The organism is Salinicola aestuarinus, assembly GCF_003206645.1.
Taxonomy (GTDB): domain Bacteria; phylum Pseudomonadota; class Gammaproteobacteria; order Pseudomonadales; family Halomonadaceae; genus Salinicola; species Salinicola aestuarinus.
On sequence record NZ_PZJP01000002.1, the window covers coordinates 135,683 to 152,956 of the forward strand.

Sequence of the window (17,274 nt, forward strand, 5' to 3'; positions counted from 1 at the left end):
ACCCGTGCCCATTACGCTGCCGGATGCCCCCGTCATTGGTGTGATCGATGTGGCGGGTGGTGAACGCGAAACCCTGGTCGGTGAGATTGCGCGTCTCGACGTGAGGGTCCGCGTGTCTGAGTCGCTGGCAGCGCTGTCCCCGGACTGCGATCTTGTGGTCGCCCACGTTCGAGCCGTCTCTCATCAGGGCTGGGAAAAGCTGACCGCCGGGGCGCCCACCATCGTCGTCAGTGAGAGCCTGCATCACGACGACCTGCGTAAGGCGATGGACGCCGGCCTGATTGATTACCTGGTCGAGCCGCTCAAACATCCGGATATCCTGCGTCGGCTGATACGACGCGCGCTCGACCTCGACCGTCTGGCCAGGGCCCACGAGCAGAGCCGTGCCGAACTGCAGGCGCTGAATCAGCGTCTGGAGGAGCATCTGGAAATCCTGCGCGAGGACCAGCGAGCGGGCGGTCACGTCCAGCGCAAGCTGCTGCCTCATCAGGGGGTGGAGCACAACGGTGTGCGCTGTGACTACTGGCTGGCGCCATCGCTGTATCTCTCGGGCGATTTCCTGGATTTCCAGTGCTGTGACAAGCGCTACTCGTTTTTCTATTTTGCGGATGTCGCGGGTCATGGGGCGTCATCGGCGTTCGTGACGGTGCTGTTGCGATACCTCTGTAGCCGCTGGCTGTCGCAGTGGTCGACACTGCTGCCCGAGGCCTTTCCCTCGCGCTGGCTCGGAGAGCTCAATCGTGAACTGATCGCCACCGGTATCGGCAAGCACGCTACCGTGTTCGCTGGGGTGCTGGACCACGAGCGACGTTTTCTGCACTATTCGCTCGGCGCGCAGCTACCCATGCCGCTACTACAGACCGAGACTGAAACAGTCTATCTTGGCGGCAAGGGGCCGCCGGTGGGGTTGTTTCCGGATGTCGAATACCCCATCTTCGGCCGCGCCCTGCCAGAGCGGTTTCGGCTGTGGTTATGCTCAGACGGTGTACTGGAGTGTTTGCCGTCGACTTCATTGGATGCGCGCCTCAGGGAACTCGAGCAGCGCGTTTCACGTTGTACCCGCGTCGATGAGCTGAAGGATGGCTTGGCGCTGGGTGATCAACTCCCGGATGACCTCAGCATGATGACATTGAGCGGTTTCGATCGTGGTTGAAGGACGCATCAAGGCAGCCTTCGACTCGGGCGTGTTCGTACTCAAACTGTGCGGCGACGTCCGACTGACGCTCTGCGCAACGCTGGATGCGCAGGCGCAGCGCCTGGCCGACCTGCCGGGGTTGCGCGCCGTGATGGTCGACCTTCGTGAGGCCACCAACGTCGATTCAACGGCGCTGGGCTTCCTCGCCAAGGTGGCGCTCGCCGTTCAGGGTCGCGTCGAGCAGCCGCCGACCATCATCGCCGAGCATCCCGACGTCCTGCACATGCTCGATGTAATGGGATTCGCGCGCTATTTCACGCTGGTCGAAGCCCCACTAACCGACCCCCCGGCGCTCGCTGATCTGCCGCCGGTCGAAGCTGACGCCTCGGGGCTTCAGCAGCGGATTCTCGAGGCACATCGCATTCTGATGCAGATGAGCGATCATAACCGCCACGAATTCCAGCCGCTGGTCGAGCTGCTTGAGTCCCAGGCCATGGGGCCCGTATCCCGGTGACAAGCGTCCCGCCCTGACGCCGCACGTTATTTCCCTGTTCACCGCTATCACCTACCGTTCGATCGGGTGCCGCCAAGGACCATGATGTCGGTGCCCGGACTCCAGACGAGCGCAATGACGGTCGTCTGTCATGGTTTCCATTTAGAGGAGGGGGTGTGGCTGCTCTGACCGCACGTCGGCTGGCGTTACTCGTCGCCGCCAATACGGCGCTGGCGCCGCTGGCCATTGACGCCTACCTGCCCGCGATGCCATCGATCGCGGCCGCCATCGATGCCAGCGTTCATCATACGGAACTGTCACTGAGCGTCTTTCTGCTGGGGTTCGCGCTGGGCCAGCTGATCTGTGGCCCGCTGTCGGATCGACTCGGGCGCAAGCCGGTGCTGATGACCGGCCTGGTGGTGTTCCTTTTCGCCAGTCTGGCGCTGACCCAGGTGGGGTCGCTGGCATCGCTCTGGAGCTGGCGGTTCATTCAGGCATTGGGGGGCGGTGCCTGCGTGGTGAATTCCGCGGCGATCGTGCGCGACCAGTTCAGCGGTCGTGAGGCCGCGCGCGTCATGTCGACCATGGTCATGATCCTGATGATGGCGCCGCTGGTCGCGCCAGCGCTAGGCAGTGCGCTGCTGCACCTGGCCGACTGGTGGCTGATCTTCATGTTCCTGGCGGTCTATGCGCTGTTTGTCATCCTCCTGCTTGGACGCTATCTGCCGGAGACGCACGGCCGGGATCCCGATGCGCCTTCTGCGGGGCAGATACTCAACAACTATCTCAGCGTGCTCAAGCACCGCGAGGCGATGGGGTATATCGCTGCGGTATCGATGTCGTTCGCCGGCATGTTCGCCTTCATTACCGGTTCGCCCTATCTCTACATGGAGCACTATGGGCTGTCGTCTGCGCTCTATCCGTTCGTGTTCGGTGCCAACATTCTGATCATGGCGTCGTCGAACCGGCTCAACATTCGCCTGCTGCGGACGCGAACGCCACAGCAGAATCTGCTGCTGGGCCTGGGGATCCAGCTGGCGGCGGGGCTGTCGCTGGTGGCCCTTCTGATCACCGGGCTCGACTCCATCTATACCATCGCGCCGATGATGGTGGTGTTCGTGGGGATGCAGGGGCTGATCAGCCCCAACGCGATGTCCTCGATGCTCGATCACTTTCCGAAGATGAGCGCCACGGCGACAGCGCTGCAGGGCTGTCTTCAATTTACCTGTGGCGCAGCGGCGGGGGCACTGGTTGGCGCCTTCGAAATTGCCAGTGCCTGGCCCACGGTGGCCGTGATGCTGTCGGCCACGCTCCTGGGTAATCTTGCCGTGCGCATCCTGGCAGGCGCTGCGTTGAAAAAGGCCGCGCCGGCCGCGTAGCGTGGCGCCGCCAGGCGCGCTCCTTCCATGAGCATGGCGTTACGCAAAAGCGTCGTGAATTTACGCGTTCTGACGTGTGTCATGTTCCTGTCATATCCCTTTGGCAAGGTCGGTGGTGCTGAGGTTGGCGCCCCAAGTGGCGTCTTTTGATCGGGCCGCAGCATTGCCGATGGCATCGGCAATGCCTGTGTCCCACTCGAGATCGACGGTGACTCAAGTGTCAGTTCCACTGCAGGTGTCACAAAAGTGTCATGCAGCTGACGTAATGTGATCTCCAAGATTTCGAACCTTCGCAGAGTCGTTCTCGCTACGCATTCAAGGTGGAAACAGGATATCGCTATGCTCAAACATGTCTTCGCAACGCTCATCTCCGGCTCGCTCGTCATTGCCGCCAGCGCTCAGGCGCAGGACGCCATCACCGGTGCCGGTGCCACCTTCCCGTACCCGGTGTACTCCCAGTGGGCGGATGCGTACCAGGATGAGTCCGGCATCGGCCTGAACTATCAGGCGATCGGCTCCGGTGGCGGCATTCAGCAGATCGTCGCCAAGACGGTCACTTTCGGCGCCAGTGATGCGCCGATGACCAAGGAAGAGCTCGACAAGAATGGCCTGATGCAGTGGCCGATGGTAATGGGGGGCGTCGTTGCCGCTTTCCATATCGACGGATTCGATGGCGAGTCGTTGAACCTCGACGGCGACACGCTGGCCGATATCTACCTGGGCAATATCACCAACTGGAACGACGACGCGATCGCCGAGCTGAACCCGGATGTCGAGCTGCCTGACGCGCAGATCACGCCGGTCTATCGCGCCGAAGGTTCGGGCACCAACTTCCTGTTCACCAACTACCTCTCCAAGGTGAGCGAAGACTTCGCCAGTACCGTGGGTGAAGGCAAGTCTGTGGCATGGCCCGCCGGTGTCGGTGCCAAGGCGAATGCCGGTGTCGCCAGCCAGATCGGCAGCACCAACGGGGCGATTGGTTACGTCGAGTATGCCTACGCTGCGCAGAACGAGCTGAGCCTGGTCCACCTCGAGAACAGCGACGGTAATGTCGTCGAGCCGAGCATGGAGTCCTTCATGGCGGCGGCGGGCAACGCCGAATGGCAGGACGCACCGGGCATGTACCTGGTGCTGACCGATCAGCCGGGCGCTGACAGCTGGCCGATCACCGGCGCCTCTTTCATCCTGATGCACAAAGAAGTTCAGGACGCGGAAGCCGCCAACCAAGCGCTCAAGTTCTTCGACTGGGCTTACAGCAACGGTAACGAGATGGCGCAGGAACTGGATTACGTGCCGATGCCGGACAACGTTGCCGACATGGTTCGCGACAGCTGGAGCGACATCCAGGGGCCGAACGGCGACGCCGTCTGGAACCAGTAACTCCCGAAGTAAAGCCGCGGCGGGAGTGGGTGACCACTTCCGCCGCGGTGTCGTATAGAGTGCCGCCGTAAGAGCGGCCTTGCAGCAAGCCCACGAGGAAACACCATGGCCACCACTAACTCGGCTGGAACAGGCAGTGGACTGGGGCATCTCAGCGAGGCGATGCACAAGCGCCTGCGCCGCAAGGCGCAAATCGATGTGTGGTTCGAGCGTGTCCTTTTCGGCTTCGCTCTTGCCGTGCTGCTGCTGCTCGGGGCGATCATCGCATCGCTGATGGTATCGAGCTGGCCGGCACTCCAGCGCTATGGCGTGGACTTCTTTACCGAGAATCGCTGGGCAGCCAACGTCGAGGTGTTCGGCGCGCTACCCGCCATCTACGGCACACTGCTGACGTCGATCATCGCGATCGTCATCGCCGTGCCCATCTCTTTCGGCATCGCCATCTTCCTGACCGAGCGTTGCCCCGGATTCCTCCGTCAGCCGTTGAGCACGCTCATCGAGCTGCTGGCCGGTATCCCTTCGATCATTTACGGCATGTGGGGCATGGAGGTTCTGGCGCCGCTGCTGAGAACCTGGTTTCCCGATGTCTTTCCTGCCGGCACCGGACTGACGACCGCCGGCATTATCCTTGCGGTGATGATCATCCCGTTCATCACTGCCGTCAGCCGTGACGTCATCAATACGGTGCCTTCCGTCATGCGCGAGTCCGCCTATGGACTGGGTTGCACCACCTGGGAGGTGGCGCGCCAGGTGATCCTGCCGTCGGTCAAGGGCGGATTGGTCGGTGGTGTGGTGCTGGGGCTGGGTCGTGCCCTTGGCGAAACCATGGCCGTGACTTTTGTCATCGGCAACAACCTCTTCCTGAATCCAACGTTGACCGGGCAGGGCACGTCGATCGCTGCGCTGATCGCCAATCAGTTCTCGGAGTCGGACGGTACCCAGCGCTCGGCACTGCTGGCGCTCGGTCTGATTCTGTTCCTGATCACCTTTGCCGTGCTGGCGTTCGCGCGCTATCTGCTGCGCAACAGCACCGGCCGCCACGCCTGAATCGGAGTGCATGCAATGAATACGACGACGACTCCGCTCTATCGCCGCCGCAAACGGCGGAATCAGGTCGTGATGGCCGCCTGTCTGGTCGCGACCGGTATCGGGTTTCTGTTTCTGTTCGCGATCCTGTTCACGCTCGTGAGCAAGGGCATAAGCTCTATCTCGCTGTCTATCTTTACCGAGCGCACGCGCATGACCGACGGCGGTCTGGGTAACGCCATCTGGGGGACGCTGGTGATGACGTCGGTCGCCACCGTCTTCGGTACGATTATCGGCGTTGCCGCCGGGACCTGGCTCGCCGAGTACGGCGGAAAGCGCAAGACGGCGAAGGTCATCCGCTTCATCAACGACGTGCTGCTCTCCGCGCCCTCGATCATCGTCGGGCTGTTCATCTACGCCGTGGTGGTCGTGCCGATGGGCAATTTCTCGGCCTGGGCTGGCGTACTGTCACTGACGGTCATCATCGTGCCGGTGGTGATTCGCTCCACTGAGGACATGATGCAGCTGATCCCCAATTCGCTGCGCGAAGCAGCGGCGGCGCTGGGCGCCCACCGCTGGTGGATCATCGTTCGCGTCTGCTATAGCGGCGCCCGGGCCGGCATCATGACGGGCATTCTGCTGGGATTCGCCCGCATCAGCGGGGAGACAGCGCCTTTGCTGTTTACTTCACTGAACTCGAATCAGTGGAATTTCTTCCAGCTCAACAACGAGATGGCCAACCTGCCGATGACGATCTATCAGAACATGACGATCAACGCCTTTATTCCTGATCTCGTCTCTCTCGCTTGGGCCGGTGCGCTGATCCTCACCGCCGCTATCCTGATTCTCAATATCGCGGCGCGCTATTTTTCGCGCCAGCGCTCCTGATCTTTCGTCACGAGACCGCCATGAACGCTGATCTTAAAGTCAAAGCAGAGCACGCAGCCCCTTCGGCATCGACGGCTCGGGAAACCGCCGCGACCAAGCTCAAAGTCGAAAACCTGAGTCTCAACTACGGTAAGTTTCAGGCGCTGAACGACATTTCGATGGAGATACCGGAGCACCAGGTGACGGCCTTCATTGGGCCGTCGGGGTGCGGGAAATCGACCCTGATCCGCTGCTTCAACCGCATTCACGATCTCTACGAGGGGATCAGCACGCAGGGTAAGATCCTGCTCGATCAGCGGGACATCTACGATGCTAAGGTCGATCTCAACCTGCTGCGCTCACGGGTCGGCATGGTCTTTCAGAAGCCGACGCCGTTTCCGATGACCGTGTTCGACAACGTTGCCTTCGGGATTCGCCTGTACGAGAAGCTCTCTTCCCGAGAGCTCGAGGAGCGTGTCGAGTGGGCGCTGCGCCAGGCGGCGCTGTGGGAAGAGGTCAAGGACAAGCTGAAGCACAGCGGTCAGGCGCTCTCGGGCGGGCAGCAGCAGCGGCTTTGCATTGCGCGCACGATCGCCGTCAAACCCGAGGTCATCCTGCTGGACGAGCCCACCTCGGCGCTCGATCCGATCTCAACGGGATATATCGAGGATCTCATCAACGAGCTCAAGAAGAACTACACCATCGTGATCGTGACGCACAACATGCAGCAAGCGGCCAGGATCTCCGACATCACGGCTTTCATGTATCTCGGTAGCCTGATCGAGTGTGACGACACCACCAAGATCTTCACCCAGCCGAAAGAGTCCCGCACCGAGGACTACATCACGGGTCGCTACGGCTAGCGGATACGAGCGTTTGCGAGTGAACCCGGATAGAGACTGCCCCCGTTAGCTTGCGCTGACGGGGGCAGTGTCGTTGATACGCGTCGTTATCCATCCCCCGCCAGCGGGATTCAGACTCAGCGGTAGGGAAGGAGAGTGAGGCTAGACGTGAATCAACGTGGCCAAGAGAGGATCGTGGTAAGGTCGAACGCTCGATGACGCGTCACAAGGATGGACGATCTCATGGTTCCCGGGCAGGACAACGCTTTTCGTAACATACCCTTCAATCTGATACTGATTTTGGCGTCGTTGACGGTCATTATCGCGGGCATTCGTGCCGCCGAGGGCATCATCATTCCGTTGCTGCTGTCGGTATTCATTGCCGTCATCTGCGCGTCGCCGGTGCACTGGCTTTACCGACGCGGCATGAACTCCTATGCCGCGGTGCTCATCACCCTGCTGATTCTCGGCGGTCTGATGGCGTTGTTCGGCACGCTGCTGGGCAACAGCTTCGCCATGTTCATGGAGAACTGGCCCCAGATGCAGCGGCAGTTGGAAGGGCATTACCTTTCGCTGCTTCAGTGGTTTGCCAACCAGGGCCTGTCGGTGTCACCGGAGGAGCTCTCCGAGATGATGGATGGATCGGAGGAGCAGGGTTGGGCGGCAACCTTCATCAGCGGACTCGGGGTGGTGCTATCGCAGAGCCTGGTGATCCTGCTGCTGGTGAATTTCATGCTGTTCGAAACGCTCGACTTTCGCCAGAAGGTGGCGAGGGCGTTGAGCAATCCCGGACCCAGCCTCGAGCGTTTCACCGAGTTCAGCTACAACTTGAAGCGCTACATGGCCGTGAAGACCGTGATCAGTTTGATTACCGGGGTGCTCGTGGTGCTGTCGGCCTGGCTGGTGGGGGTCCAGTTCGCGCTGATGTGGGGCGCCCTTGCCTTCATCATGAACTACATTCCCAACATCGGATCGTTTCTGGCGGCGATTCCGCCAGTGCTGTTGACGCTGGCGATGCCGGAAGGGGGAATTGTTCAGGCCTTGAGTCTTGCGGGCTGCTATCTGGCGATCAATTTCATTCTGGGCAACCTGATCGAGCCACGGATCATGGGCAAAGCCATGGGCCTTTCGACGCTCGTGGCGTTTCTGTCGCTGGTGGTGTGGGGATGGATGCTGGGTCCGGTCGGCATGCTGCTGTCGGTGCCGTTGACGATGACCTTGAAGATCGCGCTCGAAAGTCACCCCGAGACGCGCTGGATTGCCAAAATGCTTGGCCCTTCAGAGCATCGCCGGATGCGACAGCGTCGGGCACGCGAGGCGCTCAACGAGCTCGAGGAGTAGCTGTAATGACACGATCGATGAGCAAGCGAGAGGGGCGAGGATAGCGCTCGATTCACAGTCGCCAATGAAAAAAGCCGTGCTCATCGCACGGCTTTTTTTCATTCATCGACGGGGCTATCAGCCATTCTGTTCGATGAACTGGGTAAGCTGAGACTTGGACTGAGCGCCGACCAGCGACGCCACCTTGGCACCGGACTTGAACAGCATCACGGTGGGAACGCCGCGCACACCATGTTCGGAGGCGATCTCGGGGGCGTCGTCGACGTTGACGCTGACCACCTTGAGGTCATCGGCTTGTTCACTGGCGACTTCATCGACAACCGGGGCCATCATCTTGCAGGGGCCGCACCACGGTGCCCAGAACTTGAGCAGCACCGGCTTTTCGGATTTGAGCACTTCTTGCTCGAAGTTCGCATTGGTGACATCGACACTATGAGACATGAGATTGACTCCTTGATACGTTGCGCTCTGCGAGCTCATGGGGCGATGTTAGCCCCTGCCAAGAGCAGTGGCAAACTGCCGAGTCAATCGCAACGATAGCTACCGGTTATTAAAGGATGGATTTTAATTCCCTGATAACGCCTCCCGTCGGCTTCACGGCGCGGTTCTTATTGCGTAAAGTAATGCAAAAGTGATCCTTTATACCCATTTGGTGGGTTGTGGTCAGGGAGTGGTCCATGAAGCTTCAGCAGCTGCGCTACGTGTGGGAAGTCACCCGCCATCAACTCAACGTGTCCGCCACCGCGCAAAGTCTTTTTACCTCCCAGCCTGGTATCTCCAAGCAGATACGCTTGCTGGAGGACGAGCTGGGGGTGGAGATATTTGCCCGCAGCGGCAAGCATCTGACACGTGTGACACCTGCCGGGGAGGCGATCGTCGAGCTGGCGGGTAAGGTGCTGCGCACCGTGGATGACATCAAGCACGTGGCGCAGGAGCACAGCGACGAGCGTCGCGGTAGCCTGGCCATCGCAACGACGCACACTCAGGCGCGATACGTGCTTCCGGGCGTGATCGGCGAGTTCCGGCAGAAATATCCCGACGTCGCACTGCACATGCAGCAGGGGACCCCGAAGCAGATCGCGCAGATGGTCAGCGACGGCACGGCGGATTTCGCCATCTGCACGGAATCGCTCGAGCTCTTCAATGACCTCGTCCTGCTGCCCTGCTATCGCTGGAATCGCTGTGTGCTCGTTCCCAAGGATCATCCGCTAGCGACCGGGGAGCTGACGCTGGAGCGGGTGGCAGAGCATCCTCTGGTCACCTACGTGTTCGGTTTCACCGGCCGTTCGCAGCTCGACGACGCGTTCAAATCTCGAGAGCTGACGCCGAACGTGGTGCTGACGGCGGCGGACTCGGATGTGATCAAGACCTATGTCCGATTGGGGCTGGGCATTGGGATCGTCGCCCACATGGCAATCGACCCCGTCGCCGACAGTGACCTGGTGGCGATCGATGCCTCTCATCTTTTCGCGAGCTCCACCACCAAGATCGGTATCCGTCGGGGCACCTTCATGCGTACCTACATGTTCGATTTCGTCCGCCGTCTGGCGGGGCATCTGGATCGCGACACCGTGGAAGCCGCGCTGGCTGCCGGGCCACGTCATGAGGCGGATCTTTTCAGGGATATCGAGCTGCCGGTCCTGTAGCCCGCTCGGTCGACAGACCCCAGGCAAGAAAGCGCCCCGCCTNNAGGCGGGGCGCTTTCGTTGTCGGTCACGTCATCTTTTCAGTGTTGCAGGTGCAGGCCGCACTCGCGTTTCTCTTCAACCTTGGTGGGGTCGAAGTAGTCGAAGTTATTGGGAAGGTCGTGGGTCTGGAGATACTGATGCATCTGCTTGGCGCTCCAGTGCAGCACTGGGGCCACCTTGAGCAAACCGTCGGCATTGAGGCTCAGCGGTTGCATGAGGGCGCGTTCCGCGGTGTCCTCGGCGCGCAGGGCCGTCAACCAGACGCCAGGATTCTCCTGCGCCAGCGCGCGACGGAAGGGCTCTAGCTTCACCTCCTCGGTAAAGGCGGCGTGTCGGGGGTCGTCGATTGTCGGCGTCGCCCCTTCGATCGCCTCGCGATGGGCGCGGGAACGCCGGGGATGATAGATGGTGAGATTCAGATCCAGGCGTTGTTGAAGTTCGTCGGCGAAGCGGTAGGTAGCGGGTGTGTTGTAGCCGCTATCCATCCATACAACGGAGATGTCGGGGCGCACGCGAGTCACCAGATGGAGAATGACCGCTTCGAAGGGGCGAAAGTTGGTCGTGCAGATGGCCTTGCGATTCTGACCTAGTGCAAATTCGGTCAGGGCCAGTGGGTCGTTGCCGATGTCGCGGTTGAGCGAATCGATGTCGAGTGTCATGAGTCTCTCCAAACGGTGAATCGCCCCTGGCCCGGGTCTTCGCCGAGCGAGGCGTATGAGCGCACTCTAACAATGCCGCTTTAACGCCCGCCAATACCGTTTGGTTAGAAAGATATATAGCGGAAAAGTCTAAGGGGGTCGTGCGAAAAGCCTTTTTCGTTATTAATCGGTTCGGCTCAGCGCATTAACCGCCGCCCAGGGCCGTCATCAGCCGGGTGATCTTTGCCAACGTCTCGTCGTACTCCTCCTGCTCCTGGGAGTCCGCGACCAACCCGCCGCCGCCCCAGATGTGCAGCGTTTGCGCTTGGGCAACCACCGTGCGTATCGCGATCGAGGTATCCATTCGCCCGCGACGATCGACATACCCGAGGCTGCCGCAGTAGACGCTGCGCTGGCTCGGCTCGAGTTCGTCGATGATCTGCATGGCGCGGTGCTTGGGTGCGCCCGTGATGGAGCCGCCGGGAAAGGCGGCTGCGAGCAGATCCAGCGGATCGACACCGTCCTCTAGCTCGCCACGAATCACGCTGACCAGGTGGTGCACATTGGCATAGCTCTCCAACCCACAGAGCTGAGGCACTTCCACGCTGCCCGGGCGGCACACCCTTCCTAGATCGTTACGCAGAAGATCGACGATCATGATGTTCTCGGCTCGGTCCTTGGCGCTCGTCTGAAGGGCTTCGGCGAGTCGGCGATCCTCGCTGGGGGTATTGCCTCGTGCCCGCGTGCCCTTGATCGGACGGGTCTCGATCTGGCCGTCGATTGCGCGCACGAAGCGCTCGGGGGAGAGCGAGAGAGTGCCGCCGCCGTCGGTGGCGAGATAACCGGCGTAGGGTGTGGGCGTGGCCTCTCGCAGTTGCCGGTAGGCCTGCCACAAATCGCCACGGTAGCCGGCAGTGAAGCGCTGAGCGAGGTTGATCTGGTAGCAGTCACCGGCTTGGAGGTAGGCCTGAACACGGCGAAAGCGTTCGCCGTAACTGTTGCGGTCCATATCCGGGGTGAATGCGGTGGTGAGCGCAAACGCTGACGAATCGGTTTCAGTGGGCGGCGTCTTCAGCCAGGAGAGCACGGCCTCCCGTCGTTCGGCGCTAGCGATGAGATAGCTGCGTTGAGTCTCGTGATCCTGGATCAACGCCCAGTCATAGACGCCGAGGCGCAGCACCGGCAGCGTGCCGCCGGGTCGAGAGTCGGGTGCACCCTGGCGATGAGCCTGAGCCAGCGTATAGCCCCACTGCCCCATCAAACCGCCGAAGAACGGTAGCGCCCGGTAGCGTTCAGCCAGAGAAGCCTCAAGAAGCGGCAGGTGGTGGTTGATGCAGTGATCCAGCAGGTAGCGCTGCGCCTCGAAGGGCGCGTTCGGCAAGCCTGGCAGCGAGGGAGAGCAACGCAGCTGCCCCGCTTCCTGGCTCAGCGTATAGATCGGGTCGCTGGAAAGAATGTCGAAGCGCCCACCGGGGGCTTTCGGCCGTCCGCTGTCGAGGAGTATGGCGTCAGGGCGGTGCCGCAGCACGGTAAAGTAGGGCGATGGGTCCGGCGAGTAGGGGACCGTCACGACGCCTAGAGGGGGGAGGCGGTCAGCCATGTCAATCATTCCCGTGGCAGCTATCGGCGCTTATTGTCCCTGACTCGGGGGCTGACATCGACCCGGTGATGCGCTGACGCCTGACGGCCGGACGGTTGGGTTGCGATGATCCGGCTATTGGTTGTCGACAATGCTGTCGGAGGCGCTTGAGCTTGCGGGCAGATTTGAAGCTCCCAAGCGATGCCACGGGTATCAGCGATTTGGCGTCCGAAGGGGAAGACCCTTAGTATGGACACATGACCTCTATTGTTAACAATCGATGACCGATCCTGCTTTGAACGCTTCAGATAACGACACCGATCTTCCCGTGGTGAGAACCCTCGCCGAACGTGTCTTCCACCAGCTTCAGCGCGCTATCGTGCGCGGCGAGCTACCCCCGGGCACAAGGATCACCGAGCCAGAGCTTTCGGCGCGCTACGGTATCTCTCGCGGTCCGCTGCGGGAAGCCATGCGACGCCTGGAGACCTATCGCCTGATCGAACGGGTGCCCCATGTCGGCGCCCGGGTGGTGAAGCTCTCCATGGACGAGCTGCTCGAGCTGTTCGACGTCCGCGAGGCACTGGAGAGCATGGCCGCGCGACTGGCAGCTTCCCACATGACGGCAGAGGAAGTTGCCGGGCTGCGCGGGGTCCTCGCCGTCCACGAGCGCCAGAGCGACCTCGACAGCGGCGAGGCCTACTATCAGCGAGAGGGTGACCTCGATTTCCACTACCGGATCGTGCAGGGCAGCCATAATCGGATGCTGATGACGATCCTGTGTGACGATCTCTATTACCTCGTCCGACTCTACCGCACCCAGTTCAGTGCCAGTGGGGCGCGACCTCATCGCGCTTTCGTTGAGCACCATCGTATCGTTGATGCCATCGAGGCTGGCGACGCCGAACTTGCCGAGCTGCTGATGCGACGCCATGTCAGTGCCGCGCGCGAGAACGTGGCAGCAAGCTATGCGCTGACGCTGGATGGCGAGGCACCCGATCAGGACAACGAGACCCAGACGCCGGGGCTGTCCCCTGGCCATGCCAACGCGAGCGATGACCCAGACTCGAGGAGTTGACCATGACATCCGCGACCCCCGGAGCACGCTTTCGTGCCACGCTCGAGAGCCAGCGCCCACTACCGATCGTCGGGACGATCAATGCCTACACTGCGCTGCTGGCGGAGAGTGTCGGGCACCAGGCGATCTATCTTTCGGGGGGCGGTGTCGCCAACGCCTCTTTTGGCCTGCCCGACCTCGGTATGACGACACTCAATGACGTGGCCGAGGACGCGCGGCGGATCACCGGGGCGTCGTCGCTGCCGCTGCTGGTGGACATCGATACCGGGTGGGGAGGGGCGCTGAACATCGCGCGAACCATCCAGGAAATGGAGCGGGCCGGCGTTGCCGCCGTCCATCTGGAAGATCAGGTGGCACAGAAGCGCTGCGGACATCGCCCTAATAAGGCAATCGTCTCGCAGGCGGAGATGGTCGATCGAATCAAGGCCGCCGCCGATGCTCGACGTGACGAGGATTTCTATCTGATCGCGCGCACCGATGCCTTTCAAAAAGAGGGATTGGCCTCTGCGGTGGCGCGCGCGAATGCCTGCATAGACGCCGGTGCGGATGCGGTCTTCGCCGAGGCGGTGCACACACTCGAGGACTACCGCGCTTTCTGCGAGGGAGTCGATGCACCGATTCTTGCCAATATCACCGAGTTCGGCGCGACCCCGTTGTTCACTCAGGAGGAGCTGGCAGGCGTCGGCTGTCGCATGGTGCTCTATCCGTTATCCGCGTTTCGCGCCATGAATGCGGCGGCACTCAACGTCTATCGTGACATTCAAGCCAAGGGGCACCAGCGCGACGTCGTGGAAACGATGCAGACGCGCGAGGCGCTTTACGAGTTTCTCGGCTATCACCACTACGAGCGCAAGCTCGATGCGCTCTTCGCCGCGAAGAAGGCGTGACAGTACACCGTCCGGTGCCCGATTGCGGGGGCGAGGTAGCGGGGGCCGGTCTTTGCCATGCGTGGTATTGAGACAACCAGGAGGCTTGCATGACCGATACACCGAAGAGCACCGGGTTACGAGGGCAGAGCGCGGGGTCGACGGCGCTTTGCACGGTGGGCAAGAGCGGCTCCGGGCTGACCTACCGAGGTTATGATATCCAGGCCCTGGCCGATAACGCCCGCTTTGAAGAGGTAGCTTATCTGCTACTGCGGGGTGAGTTGCCCGATAGCAACGCATTGGAGGACTTCGTCACGCGTCTGGTCGCGCTGAGGGGGCTACCCGACGCCCTCAAGAAAGTCTTGGAACAGATTCCGAGCGATACACACCCCATGGACGTCCTGCGTACTGGCACTTCTATGCTGGGTACGCTTGAGACCGAGCAGCGCCACGAAGATCAGCAGCGCCATGCTGAGCGGCTGCTGGCGGTCATGCCGTCGATACTCAACTACTGGTATCGCTATTCGCACTTCGGCGAGCGGATCGAAACCGAGACAGACGACCGCTCGGTGGGGGGGCACTTTCTTCATCTCTTGCACGGCAAGCCAGCGTCCGAGCTGCACGCGCGGGTCATGAACGTTTCACTGATCCTCTACGCCGAGCACGAGTTCAATGCGTCGACCTTTACGGCCAGAGTCTGCGCCTCGACGCTTTCCGACCTCCACAGCTGCGTGACTGGGGCCATTGGCTCACTGCGCGGTCCGCTGCATGGCGGCGCCAACGAAGCGGCGATGGAGATGATCAGTCGCTGGTCGACCGCCGAAGAGGCGGAGCGCCAGCTTTTGGCCATGCTGCAGCGCAAGGAAAAGATCATGGGATTCGGCCACGCGATCTACAAAGAGGCCGATCCGCGCAATGCCATTATTCGCCACTGGTCTCAATCGCTGTCAGAGGACGTCGGTGACGATCATCTCTTCGCCGTCTCCGCCCGTATCGACGAAGTCATGCGCCAAGAGAAAGGACTGTTCCCGAACGCGGACTTCTATCACGCCAGTGCCTACCACTTCATGGGCATCCCGACGAAACTCTTCACGCCGATCTTCGTCTGCTCCCGGTTGGCCGGATGGTGCGCCCACGTCTTCGAGCAGCGCGCCAACAATCGAATTATTCGCCCAAGTGCGGATTACGTCGGCCCGGAGCGCCGCGAGTGGGTGCCGTTGGCGCAGCGCTAGCAGCAAGGCCAGACCTCGAAAGGCGCTGTTCGAGCCGGAACGACCGACTTCCACTGTCACTGCCAAGGAGGCGACATGACTGCCAACGTCGATCTCAATCAACGACCTGACTACGACCCTGAGCTCCAGGCAATCGCGGATTACGTTCTGGATTATCGGATCGACAGCCTGGAAGCCCTCGATACCGCCAGACACTGCCTCATGGATACCCTGGGATGTGGGCTACTGGCGCTGCGCTTTCCCGAGTGCACGAAACTGCTTGGGTCGATCGTCGAGGGTACCGTCGTACCCAACGGCGCGCGCGTACCGGGCACCGCGCTGTCGCTCGATCCGGTCAAGGCGGCGTGGGATATCGGCTGTTTGATTCGCTGGCTGGACTACAACGACACCTGGCTGGCCGCGGAGTGGGGGCACCCGTCGGACAATCTGGGGGGCATTCTGGCAGTGGCTGATCATCTGTCGCGTCAGCGACTTGCCCGCGGCGAGACGCCGCTGACGATGCGAGACGTACTCGAGGCGATGATCATGGCCCACGAGGTCCAGGGCAACCTGGCGCTCGAGAATTCCTTCAATCGGGTCGGGCTGGATCACGTGATACTGGTCAAAGTGGCTTCGACGGCGGTCGTCGCCAAACTGATGGGCGCCAGCCGGGAGCAGCTGCTGTCGGCGCTGTCGCATGCTTTCGTCGACGGGCAGAGTCTTCGCACCTATCGTCATGCGCCCAACGCCGGGTCGCGCAAGAGCTGGGCAGCCGGGGATGCCACCTCCCGGGCGGTGCGCCTCGCCGACATGGCCATGCGCGGTGAGATGGGAATTCCGAGCGCGCTGTCGGCGCCGCAGTGGGGGTTCTACGATGTTTCGTTCAGCAAGACGAACAGGGATCAGGCGATCAAGCCCGTCGAAGCGCGCCGCTTCCGACTGTCGCGCAGCTACGGCACGCATGTGATGGAGAACGTGCTGTTCAAGATCAGTTTCCCGGCCGAATTCCACGCCCAGACCGCTGCCGAGGCGGCCGTGGCACTGCATCCGCAGATCAAGGAACGCCTCGATGATATCCAGCGCATCGAGGTGACGACGCACGAGTCGGCGATACGGATCATCTCCAAGGAGGGGGAGCTTGCCAATCCGGCGGACCGAGACCACTGCCTGCAGTATATGGTCGCGGTCCCGTTGATATTCGGTGTGTTGGAGGCCGAGCATTACGAAGATGCGTTTCATCGAACGCATCCGCTCATCGATACGCTGCGCGCCAAGATGCAGGTGATCGAGGAGCCGCGCTATACCCGAGAGTATCTCGAGGCGGACAAGCGTTCGATCGCCAATGCCGTCCAGGTCTTCTTCAATGATGGTAGTCAGACCGAACGGGTGGCGGTGGAATATCCCATCGGCCATCGCCGTCGGCGTGAAGAGGGCGTGCCGCGACTCAAGGCCAAGTTCCAGCGCAGCCTGGCGACCCGTTTTCCCGGCGGACGCTGCCAGCAGATATACGATCTCTACGAAGATAGCGCAGCACTGGAGGCGACAGCGGTACCTGCCTTTATGGACCTTTGGGTGTCTCAGTAAGTCATCGTCGGCGGCGAAAAGCCGCCATAGCGCCGCCGATACTGGTAGCGCCAAGGCAGAAGTCAGTTTTTCTCGAGGCAGGGGTTGTCAGGCCGCTAACTGATGGGTAAAGTACGCATCCGCTGACGACGAGACAGGTTTTCGGGGTCAGCGAAAAGTAAGCCAAGCGT

16 protein-coding genes are annotated in these 17,274 nt (G+C 61.4%); 13 read left to right on the forward strand and 3 right to left on the reverse strand.

All coding sequences use genetic code 11. From position 1 onward, the window contains the following. Positions 1-10 precede the first annotated feature (10 nt). The 8 genes from DOM41_RS02805 to DOM41_RS02840 all read left to right on the forward strand — a co-directional run bounded on the left by DOM41_RS02805 (position 11) and on the right by DOM41_RS02840 (position 8,463). A complete protein-coding gene (locus DOM41_RS02805) occupies positions 11-1,153 on the forward strand; it encodes a PP2C family protein-serine/threonine phosphatase (RefSeq protein ID WP_245391716.1) in 1,143 nt (380 codons plus the stop codon). After that, entirely contained in the window at positions 1,146-1,649 is a 504-nt protein-coding gene (locus tag DOM41_RS02810) for an STAS domain-containing protein (protein ID WP_110685329.1), read from the forward strand. Before DOM41_RS02805 ends, DOM41_RS02810 begins: the two co-directional genes overlap by 8 nt. A 155-nt stretch (positions 1,650-1,804) precedes the next feature. Then, positions 1,805-3,007, forward strand: a complete 1,203-nt coding sequence (locus DOM41_RS02815) for a Bcr/CflA family multidrug efflux MFS transporter (RefSeq protein ID WP_110685330.1) — start codon at positions 1,805-1,807, stop codon at positions 3,005-3,007. A gap of 339 nt (positions 3,008-3,346) precedes the next feature. Next, the gene (pstS, locus tag DOM41_RS02820) at positions 3,347-4,387 is read left to right on the forward strand and encodes a phosphate ABC transporter substrate-binding protein PstS (RefSeq protein ID WP_110685331.1); all 1,041 of its coding nucleotides are present in this window, start codon (positions 3,347-3,349) and stop codon (positions 4,385-4,387) included. 105 nt (positions 4,388-4,492) lie between these two features. Beyond that, on the forward strand, positions 4,493-5,434 hold the full coding sequence (gene pstC, locus DOM41_RS02825; RefSeq protein ID WP_110685332.1) for a phosphate ABC transporter permease subunit PstC: 942 nt from the start codon (positions 4,493-4,495) through the stop codon (positions 5,432-5,434). Between the two features lie 15 nt (positions 5,435-5,449). Next, positions 5,450-6,301, forward strand: a complete 852-nt coding sequence (gene pstA, locus DOM41_RS02830) for a phosphate ABC transporter permease PstA (RefSeq protein WP_110685333.1) — start codon at positions 5,450-5,452, stop codon at positions 6,299-6,301. A 20-nt stretch (positions 6,302-6,321) separates the two neighbouring features. Further along, positions 6,322-7,143, forward strand: a complete 822-nt coding sequence (gene pstB, locus DOM41_RS02835) for a phosphate ABC transporter ATP-binding protein PstB (protein ID WP_110685334.1) — start codon at positions 6,322-6,324, stop codon at positions 7,141-7,143. Positions 7,144-7,353: 210 nt separating this feature from the next. Next, positions 7,354-8,463: an AI-2E family transporter gene (locus DOM41_RS02840; protein WP_245391711.1), complete on the forward strand. Its 1,110-nt coding sequence runs from the start codon at positions 7,354-7,356 to the stop codon at positions 8,461-8,463. A 117-nt stretch (positions 8,464-8,580) separates the two neighbouring features. Here DOM41_RS02840 and trxA read toward each other — a convergent pair whose 3' ends face one another. After that, a complete protein-coding gene (gene trxA, locus DOM41_RS02845; RefSeq protein WP_110685335.1) occupies positions 8,581-8,904 on the reverse strand; it encodes a thioredoxin in 324 nt (107 codons plus the stop codon). 236 nt (positions 8,905-9,140) lie between these two features. On the opposite strand from trxA, the gene cysB reads away from it, so the two are divergent. Further along, positions 9,141-10,109 (forward strand): HTH-type transcriptional regulator CysB, encoded by a 969-nt coding sequence (gene cysB, locus DOM41_RS02850; protein WP_110685336.1) that lies wholly within the window; start codon positions 9,141-9,143, stop codon positions 10,107-10,109. 80 nt (positions 10,110-10,189) lie between these two features. Here the strand turns inward: cysB and DOM41_RS02855 are convergent, their stop codons facing one another. Then, positions 10,190-10,810 carry a phosphoadenosine phosphosulfate reductase domain-containing protein gene (locus DOM41_RS02855; protein ID WP_110685337.1) on the reverse strand — a complete coding sequence of 207 codons (621 nt, stop codon included), beginning with the start codon at positions 10,808-10,810 and terminating at the stop codon, positions 10,190-10,192. Between the two features lie 184 nt (positions 10,811-10,994). Next, positions 10,995-12,389 (reverse strand): aminodeoxychorismate synthase component I, encoded by a 1,395-nt coding sequence (gene pabB / locus DOM41_RS02860; RefSeq protein ID WP_110685338.1) that lies wholly within the window; start codon positions 12,387-12,389, stop codon positions 10,995-10,997. 259 nt (positions 12,390-12,648) lie between these two features. Between pabB and DOM41_RS02865 the strand changes: the two genes are divergently transcribed. From DOM41_RS02865 to DOM41_RS02880, 4 genes are all read left to right on the forward strand, one after another. Continuing rightward, complete coding sequence (locus tag DOM41_RS02865) at positions 12,649-13,443, forward strand: GntR family transcriptional regulator (RefSeq protein ID WP_110685339.1); 795 nt, start codon at positions 12,649-12,651, stop codon at positions 13,441-13,443. Between the two features lie 2 nt (positions 13,444-13,445). After that, a complete protein-coding gene (gene prpB, locus DOM41_RS02870; protein ID WP_110685340.1) occupies positions 13,446-14,330 on the forward strand; it encodes a methylisocitrate lyase in 885 nt (294 codons plus the stop codon). 89 nt (positions 14,331-14,419) lie between these two features. Beyond that, complete coding sequence (gene prpC / locus DOM41_RS02875) at positions 14,420-15,541, forward strand: bifunctional 2-methylcitrate synthase/citrate synthase (RefSeq protein ID WP_110685341.1); 1,122 nt, start codon at positions 14,420-14,422, stop codon at positions 15,539-15,541. A 75-nt stretch (positions 15,542-15,616) separates the two neighbouring features. Further along, positions 15,617-17,104 carry a bifunctional 2-methylcitrate dehydratase/aconitate hydratase gene (locus tag DOM41_RS02880; RefSeq protein ID WP_110685342.1) on the forward strand — a complete coding sequence of 496 codons (1,488 nt, stop codon included), beginning with the start codon at positions 15,617-15,619 and terminating at the stop codon, positions 17,102-17,104. Positions 17,105-17,274 lie beyond the last annotated feature (170 nt).

Bases quoted from the DNA above. Each gene is read 5' to 3' on its own strand.
- DOM41_RS02880 (WP_110685342.1), top strand. From the start codon at position 15,617: ATGACTGCCAACGTCGATCTCAATCAACGACCTGACTACGACCCTGAG.
- DOM41_RS02855 (WP_110685337.1), bottom strand. From the start codon at position 10,810: ATGACACTCGACATCGATTCGCTCAACCGCGACATCGGCAACGACCCA.
- DOM41_RS02840 (WP_245391711.1), top strand. From the start codon at position 7,354: ATGGACGATCTCATGGTTCCCGGGCAGGACAACGCTTTTCGTAACATA.
- pstC (WP_110685332.1), top strand. From the start codon at position 4,493: ATGGCCACCACTAACTCGGCTGGAACAGGCAGTGGACTGGGGCATCTC.
- DOM41_RS02865 (WP_110685339.1), top strand. From the start codon at position 12,649: ATGACCGATCCTGCTTTGAACGCTTCAGATAACGACACCGATCTTCCC.
- pstA (WP_110685333.1), top strand. From the start codon at position 5,450: ATGAATACGACGACGACTCCGCTCTATCGCCGCCGCAAACGGCGGAAT.
- cysB (WP_110685336.1), top strand. From the start codon at position 9,141: ATGAAGCTTCAGCAGCTGCGCTACGTGTGGGAAGTCACCCGCCATCAA.
- pstB (WP_110685334.1), top strand. From the start codon at position 6,322: ATGAACGCTGATCTTAAAGTCAAAGCAGAGCACGCAGCCCCTTCGGCA.
- pabB (WP_110685338.1), bottom strand. From the start codon at position 12,389: ATGGCTGACCGCCTCCCCCCTCTAGGCGTCGTGACGGTCCCCTACTCG.
- pstS (WP_110685331.1), top strand. From the start codon at position 3,347: ATGCTCAAACATGTCTTCGCAACGCTCATCTCCGGCTCGCTCGTCATT.
- prpC (WP_110685341.1), top strand. From the start codon at position 14,420: ATGACCGATACACCGAAGAGCACCGGGTTACGAGGGCAGAGCGCGGGG.
- trxA (WP_110685335.1), bottom strand. From the start codon at position 8,904: ATGTCTCATAGTGTCGATGTCACCAATGCGAACTTCGAGCAAGAAGTG.
- prpB (WP_110685340.1), top strand. From the start codon at position 13,446: ATGACATCCGCGACCCCCGGAGCACGCTTTCGTGCCACGCTCGAGAGC.